Here is a 13,436-nt window from a genome sequence, read left to right as displayed (position 1 = left end):
AGTTTCTGCGGAGGAAGGAGAACAGATGCCAGCATTGACCGCATCTGTCAAGGATGAAATCTGTAAAGTTTATCCAACGACGTTATCCGCGATGGTTGCCGAACTTTCAACCATGTTCCGGTTTGCTGGTGGGCTACAGATTAACGGTGGCGTTGTCTCCTTACAAGCAGAATTCACCCACCCTGGAGCAGCAAACCATCTTTTTGAATTAGTCCGCAAAGTATATTCGATTGAGCCCGACGTCGTTGCTATTAGTAATTCAATGCGCCACGGCAATATGTATCTGGTGCGGATTGTTAAAGACGGCGAACGCGTGGCACGCAGAGCTGGAATTCTCGATGTTCGTGGGCGCCCTGTTCGTGGTTTGGCACCACAAATTGTCGGTGGCACAAAAGCTGATGCAGCAGCTGCTTGGCGTGGCGCATTTCTTGCCCGCGGCACATTGTTAGAACCTGGGCGCAATGCCGCCTTGGAAGTTACATGCCCATCTATGGAAGCAGCTTATGCGATCGGCGGTTTAGCTCGCCGCCTCGACGTCTCGTATCGGGCACGAGAATCTCGTGGGGCTTTCCGAGCAGATATCCGTGAAGGCGATGCCATTTCGACGATGCTTGCTCGGATGGGAGCTAATGACGCGGTTCTTAAATGGGAAGAACTGCGCACTGAGCGGGAGGTTCACGGGCAAGCTAACCGGTTAGCTAATTTCGATGATGCAAATATGCGCAGAAGTGCTGATGCTGCGATTGTCGCAGTTATCCGGGTCAAACGCGCTTTTGAGATTCTCGGGGATGAGATTCCGGAAAATCTGCGCCAGGCTGGAGAATTCAGGATCAAGTACCCTGAAGATTCGTTGAATCTTTTGGGAGAACGGTTATCTCCACCGGCAACGAAAGATGCAGTTGCTGGGCGATTACGACGATTAAATACGATGGCCGACAAGCGCGCTGGTGAGCTTGGTATTGCAACAACTATGGATGCGGTACAAGAACAAACTGGTGTTAGAGATCGCACACTATGATGCGGGTCGAAAGTCACTTTTGGTTATGGAATAGATGACGAGTTTTTTACGAATTTCACCTACCCGCGTAGTCACCTAGACAACACCCATGTGCTCTCTAGTAGAATAGGAACGGATCGAACGCTAGAACGTGAAATATTTAGGCGTTCGTGAGTCAGCGAGTACAGCTCGCTGAAAAATCTACAGTGCACAGTTGTGCACAAGGAGGATACGCAGTGACTATTCGCGTTGCTATTAACGGTTTCGGCCGCATCGGTCGTAATTTTATCCGTGCAGCCTACAAGCGTGGCGCAAACTTTGAGATTGTTGCAGTAAACGATTTGACTGATAACAAGACCCTTGCCCACCTACTCAAGCACGATTCAACTCTCGGTGCTTGGGATCACGAAGTCTCCGCATCAGAGGATTCCATCCTCGTTGATGGTCGTGAGATCAAGGCTTTCGCAGAGCGCAACCCAGCAGATCTCCCATGGGGCGATCTTAATATTGATATCGTTATCGAGTCCACCGGTTTCTTCACCGATGCTACCAAGGCCCAGGCACACATTGATGCTGGTGCAAAGAAGGTTATTATCTCCGCTCCAGCAAAGAACGAAGATGCTACCTTCGTAATGGGCGTTAACGACGCCGATTACGATCCAGCAAAGCACAATATTATTTCTAACGCATCTTGCACCACGAACTGCTTGGCACCAGTTGCTAAGGTTCTCCAGGAGAAGTTCGGTATCGTCAAGGGCTTGATGACCACCGTCCACGCATACACCGGCGATCAGCGCATCCTCGATGCGCCACACAGCGATCTTCGCCGTGCACGCGCTGCTGCAATCAACATCGTTCCTACCAAGACCGGTGCTGCTGCTGCTGTTGCTTTGGTTCTCCCAGAACTCAAGGGCAAGTTCGATGGTTTCGCAATGCGCGTTCCAGTTCCAACCGGTTCCGCAGTTGACTTGACTTTCGAATCTGAGAAGTCAGATGTCACCGTTGAAGAAATCAATGCTGCAATCAAGGAAGCTGCTGAAGGCGAACTCAAGGGTATCCTCGCATACTCCGAAGAGCCACTCGTCTCCACCGACATCGTCCACGATCCACACACCTCCATCTTCGATGCAGGTCTAACCAAGGTCATCGATGGCCAGGTCAAGATCATCTCTTGGTACGACAACGAATGGGGTTACTCCAACTCCCTCGTTTCCATTACCGATCTCGTTGCCTCAAAGTTCTGAGCCGTTACGAGTTTGAGTAAGTGATAACTCACGGGCCCGGGCATGCGTTTGCGTGCCCGGGCCCGTTGTTCTATCAGTTATACTGAGAATGTTCAGATACCACTGCCGGTATCTTTTATTTACACAGAAAGACACTCATGAGAACTATTGATACGCTCGGCGATCTTGCCGGCAAGAAAGTTTTTGTACGATCGGACTTCAACGTCCCACTCGATTCGGACAAGAACATTACCGACGACGGCCGTATCCAAGCCGCACTACCCACGATTAAGCGTCTGATTGCAGCTGGCGCACGCGTCATCGTTGCAGCACATCTTGGCCGGCCAAAAGGTCAAGTAAACCCTGACTATTCGTTAGCTCCTGTTGCCAAGCGCCTTGGTGAATTGCTCGGCAAAGATGTTGTGCTCGCAACTGACACCGTAGGCGAAGGTGCACACTTAGCTACTGCCGATATGCACGATGGTGATGTCGTCCTTCTAGAAAACGTTCGGTTCGATGCTCGCGAAACCTCTAAGGTTGATGCTGAGCGTGAAGAATTAGCTGGCGAATACGCTAAGCTCGCTGATGCGTTCGTCTCTGATGGCTTCGGCGTCGTTCACCGCAAGCAAGCATCGGTTTACGATCTTGCCAAGGTGTTGCCGTCTGCTGCAGGTGAGCTCGTCTTTAAAGAAATTGACTCACTTTCTAAAGCTACTGCTCAGCCGGAACGCCCATACACCGTTATTCTTGGTGGTGCGAAAGTTTCCGATAAGCTCGGCGTCATCGCTAATCTTTTGGAAAAAGCTGACCGGCTCATCATTGGTGGCGGTATGGCCTACACGTTCTTAAAGGCACAAGGATACGAAGTTGGCTCCTCGCTTCTCGAAGAAGACCAAGTAGCTACCGCACAATCCTTTATCGAAAAAGCTGCACAGAAGGGCATTGAGTTCTTGTTGCCTATCGATACCGTCGTCGCACCAGAATTCAAAGCCGATGCTCCTGCAGAAGTCGTTGATGCGAATGCGATTCCAGCCGACAAGATGGGCTTAGATATTGGTCCTAAGACGATTGAGCTGTTCACCAATGCTATTGCTTCTTCGAAGACGATCGCATGGAACGGCCCAATGGGCGTATTCGAATTTGAAGCGTTCGCTAATGGAACCAAAGCAGTTGCTTCCGCATTAGAATCCGCAGCAGGGTTCACCATTGTTGGCGGTGGCGATTCGGCTGCTGCTGTTCGTCTGCTCGGATTCGACGAAACAAAGTTTGACCATATTTCCACCGGTGGTGGCGCTTCCCTCGAATACCTCGAGGGCAAAGAGCTCCCGGGCATTGCAGTTTTGGAGGACTGATAATAATGACACGTACGCCAATTATGGCCGGTAACTGGAAGATGAACCTAGATCATCTTGAAGCAACCGCGCTAGTACAAAAACTCGGATGGACCCTCAACGATCTCAAGCATGATTTTGATGCTGTCGAGTGTGTAGTTGTTCCACCGTTTACAGATATTCGTTCCGTACAGACCCTCGTCGACGCTGAAGAATTCAAGATCACTTACGGTGCACAAGATGTTTCAATCAACGACGAAGGTGCTTTCACCGGCGAAATCTCAACCACCATGCTCAACAAGCTTGGCGTGAGCTACGTCGTTGTTGGCCACTCGGAGCGACGCGAATACCATGGCGAAACCAATGAATTAATTGGTAAGAAAGCCAAGAAGGTTCTCGATGCTGGGATGACCCCAATCGTGTGTTGTGGTGAAGCTCTAGAGATCCGCAAAGAAGGCAGCCACGTTTCCTACGTACTTGGTCAAATCGAGGCTATGTTCGCTAACTTTAGTGCTGCTGAAGTAGCAAAACTTGTTATCGCATATGAACCAATTTGGGCTATCGGTACCGGTGAAGTTGCAACCCCTGCTGATGCACAAGAAGTGTGTGGCGCTATTCGCGGCAAGATCGCAGAGATGTTTGATGATGCTACCGCGCAAGCCGTTCGTATTCAGTACGGCGGTTCGGTGAAGTCATCCAACGTTGTTGAGATCATGGCACAACCAGATGTTGATGGTGCTCTCGTTGGTGGCGCTTCACTCCAAGCAGAAGAATTTGCTAAGATCGTGACCTTCCAACAGGCCTGATACTACGGTAACGACGTTTTCGACGTCGTTACGTGACGAATTGCGCGGGTAAGAGCTTTCCTCTTACCCGCGCAATCTTGTATGCTGTATCTGTACATATATCGTTAGAAAGAGTTCATATCGTGGCGATTCTTGAAATCATTATTACCGTCCTCCTTGTTATCTCAAGTTTGTTGCTTATTGGCACAATTCTGTTGCACAAGGGCCGTGGTGGCGGTATCTCAGATATGTTTGGCGGCGGTATTTCAACTGCCATGCGTTCCTCTGGTGTTGCGGAGAAGAACCTCAACCGTATTACAGTGATCGTCGCACTTGTGTGGATCACCTGCGTTATTCTCCTTGGCCTTATTACAAAGGTAAGCTTCTAAAACTGTCTTGATGTCACTGTGGGCGCGAATGGAAACCTTTTCGCGCCCACAGTTCTATATTGCTTCAGCTATCGTATTGCGCACCTACTACATATCTGGCGTCCATGGGTAAGTAGTGGGTGCGAAGCCGTTTGATCAGGACAGCGCCTAAAGTGTGAGCTTAAAGTGAGCTGCATTCAACGTAGTTACCATTTCTAATAAGCAAGGGGAGAGGATGAACATCCTCTCCCCGAACACTGTATCAGTCAAAAGTTACTTGATCCGAGACAGTGACTCCTTCGCAGCAGCTACAACATTTTCCGCATTCATACCGTATTCCTGGAGTAGGAAATTACCATTTGCTGATGCACCGTAATGATCAATACCCACTGCCACGCCATCATCACCAATAATGGAATGCCAACCTAATGTCGTACCAGCTTCGATCGAAACTCTGGCTTTAATATCAGATGGGATAACTGATTCGCGGTAGTCCAGATCTTGGTCAGTAAACCATTCGATACACGGCATCGAAACTACTCGTGCACCGATTCCTTGTGCAGCAAGAAGAGTACGGGCTTCGAGCGCTACTGCAACTTCAGATCCGGTAGCAATCAACACAACATCAATATGCTCAGCATCAGCTAAAACGTAACCACCCCGGAGCACGCCAGCAGCGCTAGCCAATGTATCGCCCACAGCCTGAGAATCACCACGTTCAAAGACTGGCAGGTTTTGTCGCGAAAGAATTAGACCTGACGGATTTGAATCACGTTCAAGAATTCCACGCCATGCGTAGGCAGTTTCGTTAGCATCAGCAGGACGTATCATATCAAAATCAGGAATAGCGCGATATGACCATAAATGCTCAATAGGCTGATGGGTAGGACCATCTTCGCCAACACCAACTGAATCATGCGTCCACACAAAAATCGAAGGGACGTGCATCAATGCAGCCAGTCGCACCGCGGGACGCATATAGTCAGAAAATACGAAGAATGTGCCGCCGTAAGGTCGGGTCAATCCGTGCAACGAGATACCGTTGAGAATCGCTCCCATAGCATGTTCCCGAATGCCAAAATGCAAAGTACGCCCATATTCGTGGCCGCTAAACGCACTCGAGGATCGGTCGCGCGGTAAGAAGGAAGGTTCCCCAATCATCGTCGTGTTGTTTGAACCACCCAAATCAGCCGAGCCACCCCATAACTCGGGCAAGACGTCTTTGAGCGATGTCAATACTTTTCCAGATGCCGTACGAGTAGCCATAGCAGTACCGGCTTCGAAAGTCGGTATAACAGTTTCCCAACCTGCGGGCAGTTCACGTTTTTGCAAGCGTTCAAGCAAAGCCACCTGATCAGGGTGAGCATCACGCCACTGAGTAAATCTTTCCTCCCACGTAGAACGCGCATCTGCACTCCGTTGCCGGGCATTGGCTCGAACACCGTCAAGGACGTGCTCAGGCATCTGGAACATCGCCTCAGGATCAAGACCCAGCGCTAGTTTAAGGCCACGAACTTCATCATCACCCAAAGCTGCTCCATGAGAAGCACCAGTATTTTGCTTCGTCGGCGATGGCCAGGCAATGATCGTCGAAAGCTTAATGATCGAAGGACGATCAGTGACTTTTTGCGCAGCTGCGATTGCATTGTAGAGCGCCGCAACATCTTCAACGTAATCGCCTGAGTCAGGATTACGCCACGCAACATGTTGCGTATGCCAACCATAAGCCTCATAGCGAGCCAAAATATCTTCACTTAATGCGATAACGGTATCATCTTCGATAGAGATCTGGTTATCGTCAAAAATAACAATCAAATTACCCAAGTTTTGGGTACCAGCTAGCGACGAGGCTTCAGAGGTAACGCCTTCTTCAAGATCACCTTCGCCACACATAACATAAACAAAATGATCAAACGGGCTCAGTCCGGCTGGCGCATCTGGATCAAATAAGCCACGTTCACGACGAGCGGCCATAGCCATTCCGACCGCTGAGGCCAAACCCTGCCCCAGAGGGCCAGTTGTCATCTCCACCCCGGGAGTCCAACCGTATTCTGGATGGCCAGGCATCTGAGATTCATAAGTCCGTAACGCCTTAAAATCATCGAGCTCTAAACCGTAACCAGAATAGAACAACTGTGTATAAAGAGTTAACGAGGAGTGCCCAATCGAAAGCACAAACCGATCTCGGCCAAGCCACTGCGGGTCAGCTGCATCATGGCGCATAACCTTGTGGAACAGTAAGTAAGCTGCTGGAGCAAGTGAGATCGCTGTTCCCGGATGCCCATTGCCTGCCTTTTGCACAGCATCAGCAGCCAGCACACGTCCATATCTCACTGCCTGCTGATCTAACTCTGTCCATGTAAGTGACGTCATCTGACTCATCTTTCTCCTGTGAACTAACATTCACTTATAAGAATATCTGTTTTCTGGTGTGTGAGCGCATCTTAAAGGCACGAATTTTGGAGGGATATATGACGTTTTTGCGCCAGTTCCAGCACGCCGTCGATGATTATTTGGCACATTTAACAGTTGAACGCGCCCTATCGGACAACACTATCGCAGCCTATCGGCGCGATTTAACTCACTATCGTGACCACCTCAACATGCGTGGAGTTTTAGCTCTTGACGCGATAACGCCTGAAGATTGTGCCTCCTTCGTAGATTATCTACGCGGTGGTTCTGGAGCGAAACCATTGGCAACGACGTCGGTAGCCCGAATGGTAACCGCAATGCGTCGGTTTCACGAATTCCTCCTTACTGAAGGCCTAACCACAAATGATCCCAGCCGAGATATCCATCCACCAAAAATCGGAATGCGCCTGCCTAAAGCGATATCGATACCCCAGATGCAACTGTTGATTCAAACAGCAGCCAATGGCCACGGACCGATAGCACTCCGCGATCTGGCTTTGGTAGAAATACTTTACGGCACTGGGGCCCGCATCTCTGAAGCTATCGGACTCAAACCCACCGATATCGACAGCGAATCGGCCTCCATTCGGCTTTTGGGTAAAGGACGAAAAGAACGCGTCTTACCTCTAGGTAGATATGCCCTCGAAGCCGTAGACGCCTATCTCGTGCGTGGTCGCCCAGAACTTGCAGCGCGAAGTGCGAAACCGTCGTCGGCATTATTTTTAAATAAACGTGGCAATGGGCTTTCCCGCCAAAGCGCATGGGGGATTATTCAAAGCATTGCTCACGAGGCACAACTTGATGATATTTCTCCCCATACGTTTCGCCATTCATTTGCCACCCACCTCCTCCAAGGTGGGGCAGATGTACGTATAGTTCAAGAAATGCTCGGACATTCTTCGGTCACGACAACCCAGATTTATACCATGGTGACGCGTGAAACACTAAAAGAAGTCTATGCAACTGCCCATCCACGTGCGTGGCACGAGTAAATATCCGGTAGATTAGTAGTGTGAGTGCACAACAACCATCTTTGATTAATATCGATTCGGAACCGGATTTCCCTCTTCCGACAGAACTTCATGCCCATGGTCCAGCAAGAATTATTGCTATGTGTAACCAAAAGGGCGGCGTTGGAAAAACGACTACCTCGATCAATCTTGCCGCCGCGCTGGCTGAGTATGGCCGCAAGGTACTCATCGTTGATTTCGATCCGCAAGGAGCAGCATCAGCAGGTTTGGGCGTTAATGCGATGGCTCTCGAACGTACCATTTATGATGAAATGGTCTCCACGAAGCCGGATGTCACCCGCATCATCCATTCGACCTCAGTACCAAATCTCGATATAGTCCCCGCAAATATTGAGCTATCTGCTGCGGAAATCCAGCTGATTAACGAGGTTGCGCGAGAGCAGTCGTTGATGCGAGTATTACGCCCAGTAATGGATGTCTACGATGTCATTATCGTAGACTGTCAGCCTTCGCTCGGTCTGCTCACCGTCAATGCATTGACGGCAGCTCATGGCGTTATCATCCCGCTAGAAGCAGAATATTTTGCGATGCGTGGCGTGGCCCTACTTGTTGACCAAATCGAACGCGTGCAAGATCGATTAAATCCGCGCCTACGTATCGACGGTGTTTTGCTCACTATGGTCGATACTCGCACGTTACATTCGCGCGAAGTCATCTCCTTGATCAAGGAACGCTTCGGCGATCTAGTCTTCGACACTATGATCGGTCGCACTGTAAAGTTTCCCGATGCAACCATTGCCGCTGAGCCAATCACAACATTTGCTCCGGGCCATTCCGGCGCGAAATCATATCTGCGCTTGGCACGCGAACTCATCTCGCGTGGCGGGTCCGCCTAGTACCTCAATATGAGCGCCTCAGAGGATCTTTTTTCAACCGGATCGAGTTTCGCTGTCAATCTCGATGTTTTCTCTGGTCCGTTTGAAGTCCTCTTAACGCTCATATCCAAGCATCAACTCGATGTTACTGACGTCGCTATCGCAAAAGTGACGGATGAGTTCATCGGATTTATTCGTTCCCAAGATGACGCCGCGCTCGAACAGATGAGTGAATTCGTCGTCGTGGCCGCAACGCTTCTCGATATCAAAGCAGCCCGGTTATTGCCGCGCGATAACGAGGACGACGACGAACTACTCGCCATTTTCGAGGCACGCGATATTTTGTTCGCCAAGCTTTTGCAATATCGAGCGTTTAAGAAAGTTGCCGTAGAGCTTTCCCAGCGCATGAGTATGCAATCGTTAAGTTATGCTCGCGAGGTCGGGCTTGAAGAAGAATTCCGCCAGCTGCTACCAGAAGTTCAACTCAATCTGGGCGCCGTCGATTTAGCTATTATCGCGGCCTCGGCATTATTCCGTCGGCCGGATTCGGTAACCATCGATCATATTCACGATCCGCTCGTACCTGTGGATTCTCAGATAACTCTACTGCGGCAACGGCTGATCGTAGGAGATAGGCAATCGTTTTCCCAACTTTGTGCCGATGCGCGCAATATCCCCACAGTGGTCTCTCGATTTTTAGCTGTGTTAGAAATGTTGCGCAATGGCGAGATTGAGATTGAACAAGACGGTCCGCTACAACCCTTGGTGATCATTCGCGTTTCCGAAGATAATACGGTAACCTTGGAGTCTAACGATCGCAGGGATGCAGAACGGAGAGATAATGAGTGACGATAATTTTCGTCGAGGCGCCCTTGAGGCAATTCTCATGGTTGTTGCCGAACCAGTAAGTTCTACCGCGTTGGCGCAGGTTTTAGGATCTTCACCATCGCACATCGATTCGCTTTTGCAAACCATGGCAACTGAGTATGCTAACAGCGATCCACCACGTGGTTTTCAGCTCCGAAACATCGGCGGTGGCTGGCGTTTTTATTCTGATCCACGCTATGCCGATGTGGTGAGCACATTTGTTACCTCTGGCCAGTCCAGTAAGCTTTCCGTGCAAGCCTTAGAAACGCTCGCCGTTATTGCCTACCGTCAGCCGGTTACTCGAGCACAGATCGCAGCGATCCGCGGGGTAGACGTGGATTCTGTGGTGCGCACATTACAGACCCGAGGATTGGTGCAAGCAACTGGTACTACGGCTGATACGGGAGCCGTCTTGTATGAAACTACTGATCTATTTTTAGAAAAAATGGGGATGAATTCCTTAGCGGATCTTGCCCCACTGGCACCGTATTTGCCTGATGATGAAGAATTCAAAGATGTTGTAAAGGAGATGGCATGAGCCGCAAATCCCAGGATCTACATGATCCACAAGGTGAACGCCTACAAAAAGTACTCGCACACGCAGGTGTTGCATCCCGGCGCGCTGCTGAGGATATGATCCAAGCTGGCCGTGTTAGCGTCGATGGTGTTATTGTTCGACAGCTTGGTATTCGTGTTGATCCCCAAACTGCAGTGATTCACGTTGACGGTAACCGTGTCCAACTCGACCAAGAGTTGATTACTGTGGCGTTATACAAACCACCAGGGGTTGTCTCTACAATGTCTGATGATCAGGGTCGGAAAACGCTTGCCGACTTTATAGAAGATTATCCGCAGCGTCTGGTTCATGTTGGCCGATTGGATGTTGATACCGAAGGCATAATCTTACTGTCGAATGACGGCGAACTTGTGCATCGGCTAACCCACCCATCTTATGAAGTTCCAAAGACCTACATTGCGCGCGTTGAAGGGTCAGTTACTCGTGGGCTCCAAAAAGTCATGGAAAAGGGTATTACTTTAGAAGATGGTCCGGTGAAAGCCGATCGCTTTATCGTCCGTGAAGTAGCGCGCAAGAATTCGATTATCGAGATCACGTTGCATTCTGGGCGAAACCGTATCGTGCGACGGATGATGGATGAGGTAGGACATCCGGTGATGGAGCTGGTTCGTATGCAGTTTGGCAATATTGTTGCTGGTCATTTGAAGCCTGGCCAAGTCCGCCAGATTGCTGGTTCGGAATTGGGTGCGTTGATGTCGATGGTGGGAATGTGATGACTGGATTGCGTATCGCTATCGATGGTCCGTCCGGATCAGGAAAGTCCACTGTTTCTCGCCTTGTTGCCCAAAAGTTAGGACTGGGCTATCTCGATACTGGTGCTATGTATCGAGCTGCAACATGGTGGGCACTACACACCGGAGTAGATCTTGATGATCAAGGAGCTGTGGAACGCAGTGTCAAACAGATGCCCTTAGAGGTGGTTCTTGATCCGCAGGCACAGCGTTTTGTCTGTGATGGGATCGATATTACCGCCGATATTCGCACCTCGGAACTATCTAAAGTAGTTTCGAAAGTTGCGGTCAATATTCCGGTGCGTCACGAGATGCGTCGGCGTCAGCGAGCAATTATCGATTCGCAAGATTTACCCGATTCGTATTCGCAAGGCCGCGGTATTGTCGCCGAAGGTCGCGATATCACGACAGTGGTAGCTCCCGATGCTGACGTACGGGTGTTACTGACTGCTTCAGAGCAGGCACGCCTGGCTCGCCGTGCCTTGGAAGTGCGTGGTAGTGCTGATGAGACTGCGTTGGCGCAAACCCGTGACGAGGTAATCCGACGCGACCGTGACGATTCTACAGTTTCTGAGTTTATGACTGCCCACGATGGTGTCACGACGATCGATTCATCAAATCTTTCCGTTGACGAAGTTGTAGCAGCCATTGTTGAACTAGTGAAAGAGGTAGGCCGATGAGCGACGAATACGTTTTTGACGACGATTTCGATATCAACGCAACATTTTCATCGATAGATGACGACGACGAAGATGCGGCAAAGCATGCCGATGTGATGCGCTCATTGCTTAACGAGTATGAGCTTGACGACGAAGATCAGGCCCTCCTTGATGGCGAGATTGAGTTTGCGCCAATCACCCAGCCGTGGGGAAAACCGGTACTTGCTATTCTTGGCCGGCCAAATGTTGGTAAATCAACTCTGGTCAATCGTATCGTAGGCAAACGCGTCGCGGTTGTTCAAGATACTCCAGGTGTTACTCGTGACCGGGTCAAATATGACGCTGAATGGGCCGGAGTCGATTTTACGATTATGGATACTGGCGGTTGGGAAGCCGTTGTAGAAGGTATCGATAAGTCGGTTTCACTATCGTCAGAAATGGCGATTGAGGAAGCAGATGTTGTTATGTTGGTCGTCGATGCTTCCGTGGGAGCTACTGACACTGATGAGCGCATGGTTCGCTTGCTACGTCGAAGCGGCAAACCTGTGATCTTAGCTGCGAACAAGGTAGATTCTCCGCAAGGTGAATCCGATGCAGCGATGTTGTGGAGCTTGGGTCTAGGCGAACCGTATCCGATTTCCGCTTTACATGGACGAGGCACAGGCGACTTGTTAGATGCCGCGGTTAAGATGCTACCTGAAGTTTCTGCAGTCGCACTTGCCCGCCCGTCGCAAGGCCCACGCCGTATTGCACTTGTAGGCCGGCCCAACGTCGGAAAATCTTCGCTACTAAACAAGTTAGCCAACGCTGAACGCGTCGTCGTTAATGAGCTAGCTGGTACTACCCGTGACCCGGTCGATGAGATCATTGAACTTGACGATCAGCCATGGATTTTTGTCGATACTGCAGGCGTTCGCCGTCGAGTCCACTTAACTAAGGGCGCCGATTATTACGCTACGCTACGCACCCAATCTGCAATCGAAAAGGCAGAACTGGGTTTAGTTCTCATGGATGCTTCAGAGCCCATGACAGAACAAGATATTCGCGTAGTCCAACAGGTGATTGACACTGGTCGCGCCGTCGTGATTGTGATGAACAAATGGGATATGGTCGATGACGAACGGCGACGCGAAATCGAACGTGAATTTGAACGCGAATTAGTCCAGATCCAATGGGCAGAACGCGTCAATCTTTCTGCACTCACTGGTTGGCATACAAACCGGCTAACGCGCGCTATGAATACCGCCCTCGAGTCATGGGATACCCGTATCCCTACCGGTAAGCTGAATGCATTCTTGGGGGAGTTGCAGGCTGCTAATCCACATCCGGTACGTTCTGGAAAGCAACCACGTATCCTGTTCGCCACCCAGATAGCGCACCGTCCACCACGGTTCGTTTTATTCACCACCGGATTCCTCGATCACGGCTATCGCCGATTCATCGAAAACCGGCTACGTCGCGAATTTGGTTTCGTCGGCTCTCCAGTTGAAATATCGGTACGCCCTCGGCAAAAGCGAACCCGTAAGTAGTGCCTCGAGCACATAGCCCAACGCACCAAGAGGTGTCGCGACGGTTCTTTTCCGTCACGACACCTCTCATTCCGTAGTTACGCACCTAGCTCGGTAATTGTTTATCATTGA

13 protein-coding genes are annotated in these 13,436 nt (G+C 50.3%); 12 read left to right on the top strand and 1 reads right to left on the bottom strand.

Going from position 1 to position 13,436, the window contains the following annotated elements; genetic code table 11:
• Window positions 1–25 precede the first annotated feature (25 nt).
• The 5 genes from whiA to secG all read left to right on the top strand — a co-directional run bounded on the left by whiA (window position 26) and on the right by secG (window position 4,725).
• A complete protein-coding gene (gene whiA / locus NG665_RS04445) occupies window positions 26–1,018 on the top strand; it encodes a DNA-binding protein WhiA (protein WP_252672466.1) in 993 nt (330 codons plus the stop codon).
• A gap of 215 nt (window positions 1,019–1,233) precedes the next feature.
• Window positions 1,234–2,241, top strand: a complete 1,008-nt coding sequence (gene gap / locus NG665_RS04440; protein WP_252672465.1) for a type I glyceraldehyde-3-phosphate dehydrogenase — start codon at window positions 1,234–1,236, stop codon at window positions 2,239–2,241.
• 137 nt (window positions 2,242–2,378) lie between these two features.
• A complete protein-coding gene (locus tag NG665_RS04435) occupies window positions 2,379–3,572 on the top strand; it encodes a phosphoglycerate kinase (RefSeq protein WP_252672464.1) in 1,194 nt (397 codons plus the stop codon).
• Window positions 3,573–3,577: 5 nt separating this feature from the next.
• Complete coding sequence (tpiA, locus tag NG665_RS04430; RefSeq protein ID WP_252672463.1) at window positions 3,578–4,357, top strand: triose-phosphate isomerase; 780 nt, start codon at window positions 3,578–3,580, stop codon at window positions 4,355–4,357.
• A 122-nt stretch (window positions 4,358–4,479) separates the two neighbouring features.
• Complete coding sequence (gene secG, locus NG665_RS04425; RefSeq protein ID WP_252672462.1) at window positions 4,480–4,725, top strand: preprotein translocase subunit SecG; 246 nt, start codon at window positions 4,480–4,482, stop codon at window positions 4,723–4,725.
• Window positions 4,726–4,977: 252 nt separating this feature from the next.
• Here secG and tkt read toward each other — a convergent pair whose 3' ends face one another.
• Window positions 4,978–7,077: a transketolase gene (gene tkt, locus NG665_RS04420; RefSeq protein WP_252674086.1), complete on the bottom strand. Its 2,100-nt coding sequence runs from the start codon at window positions 7,075–7,077 to the stop codon at window positions 4,978–4,980.
• Window positions 7,078–7,175: 98 nt separating this feature from the next.
• Here tkt and xerD point away from each other — a divergent pair, with 98 nt between their 5' ends.
• Genes xerD through der form a run of 7 tightly spaced genes read left to right on the top strand, consistent with a single transcriptional unit; the run spans window position 7,176 to window position 13,325 of the window.
• Window positions 7,176–8,108: a site-specific tyrosine recombinase XerD gene (gene xerD, locus NG665_RS04415; protein ID WP_252672461.1), complete on the top strand. Its 933-nt coding sequence runs from the start codon at window positions 7,176–7,178 to the stop codon at window positions 8,106–8,108.
• Between the two features lie 20 nt (window positions 8,109–8,128).
• Window positions 8,129–8,983: a ParA family protein gene (locus NG665_RS04410; protein WP_252672460.1), complete on the top strand. Its 855-nt coding sequence runs from the start codon at window positions 8,129–8,131 to the stop codon at window positions 8,981–8,983.
• Between the two features lie 9 nt (window positions 8,984–8,992).
• On the top strand, window positions 8,993–9,811 hold the full coding sequence (locus tag NG665_RS04405) for a segregation and condensation protein A (RefSeq protein ID WP_252672459.1): 819 nt from the start codon (window positions 8,993–8,995) through the stop codon (window positions 9,809–9,811).
• The gene (scpB, locus tag NG665_RS04400; protein WP_252672458.1) at window positions 9,804–10,367 is read left to right on the top strand and encodes an SMC-Scp complex subunit ScpB; all 564 of its coding nucleotides are present in this window, start codon (window positions 9,804–9,806) and stop codon (window positions 10,365–10,367) included. The genes NG665_RS04405 and scpB overlap by 8 nt, the downstream gene beginning before the upstream one ends.
• The gene (locus tag NG665_RS04395; RefSeq protein WP_252672457.1) at window positions 10,364–11,119 is read left to right on the top strand and encodes a pseudouridine synthase; all 756 of its coding nucleotides are present in this window, start codon (window positions 10,364–10,366) and stop codon (window positions 11,117–11,119) included. Before scpB ends, NG665_RS04395 begins: the two co-directional genes overlap by 4 nt.
• Window positions 11,119–11,817, top strand: a complete 699-nt coding sequence (gene cmk / locus NG665_RS04390; protein WP_252674085.1) for a (d)CMP kinase — start codon at window positions 11,119–11,121, stop codon at window positions 11,815–11,817. The genes NG665_RS04395 and cmk overlap by 1 nt, the downstream gene beginning before the upstream one ends.
• Window positions 11,814–13,325 carry a ribosome biogenesis GTPase Der gene (gene der, locus NG665_RS04385; RefSeq protein WP_252672456.1) on the top strand — a complete coding sequence of 504 codons (1,512 nt, stop codon included), beginning with the start codon at window positions 11,814–11,816 and terminating at the stop codon, window positions 13,323–13,325. The genes cmk and der overlap by 4 nt, the downstream gene beginning before the upstream one ends.
• The last annotated feature ends 111 nt before the right edge of the window (window positions 13,326–13,436 follow it).

Source organism: Arcanobacterium pinnipediorum (genome assembly GCF_023973165.1).
Classification (GTDB): Bacteria; Actinomycetota; Actinomycetes; order Actinomycetales; family Actinomycetaceae; genus Arcanobacterium; species Arcanobacterium pinnipediorum.
The sequence above is the reverse complement of the archived record's forward strand: the minus strand, read 5'-3'. Positions and strand labels throughout refer to the sequence as shown.

Bases quoted from the DNA above. Each gene is read 5' to 3' on its own strand.
- whiA (WP_252672466.1), top strand. From the start codon at position 26: ATGCCAGCATTGACCGCATCTGTCAAGGATGAAATCTGTAAAGTTTAT.
- NG665_RS04435 (WP_252672464.1), top strand. From the start codon at position 2,379: ATGAGAACTATTGATACGCTCGGCGATCTTGCCGGCAAGAAAGTTTTT.
- tpiA (WP_252672463.1), top strand. From the start codon at position 3,578: ATGACACGTACGCCAATTATGGCCGGTAACTGGAAGATGAACCTAGAT.
- tkt (WP_252674086.1), bottom strand. From the start codon at position 7,077: ATGACGTCACTTACATGGACAGAGTTAGATCAGCAGGCAGTGAGATAT.
- xerD (WP_252672461.1), top strand. From the start codon at position 7,176: ATGACGTTTTTGCGCCAGTTCCAGCACGCCGTCGATGATTATTTGGCA.
- NG665_RS04405 (WP_252672459.1), top strand. From the start codon at position 8,993: ATGAGCGCCTCAGAGGATCTTTTTTCAACCGGATCGAGTTTCGCTGTC.
- scpB (WP_252672458.1), top strand. From the start codon at position 9,804: ATGAGTGACGATAATTTTCGTCGAGGCGCCCTTGAGGCAATTCTCATG.
- NG665_RS04395 (WP_252672457.1), top strand. From the start codon at position 10,364: ATGAGCCGCAAATCCCAGGATCTACATGATCCACAAGGTGAACGCCTA.
- cmk (WP_252674085.1), top strand. From the start codon at position 11,119: ATGACTGGATTGCGTATCGCTATCGATGGTCCGTCCGGATCAGGAAAG.
- der (WP_252672456.1), top strand. From the start codon at position 11,814: ATGAGCGACGAATACGTTTTTGACGACGATTTCGATATCAACGCAACA.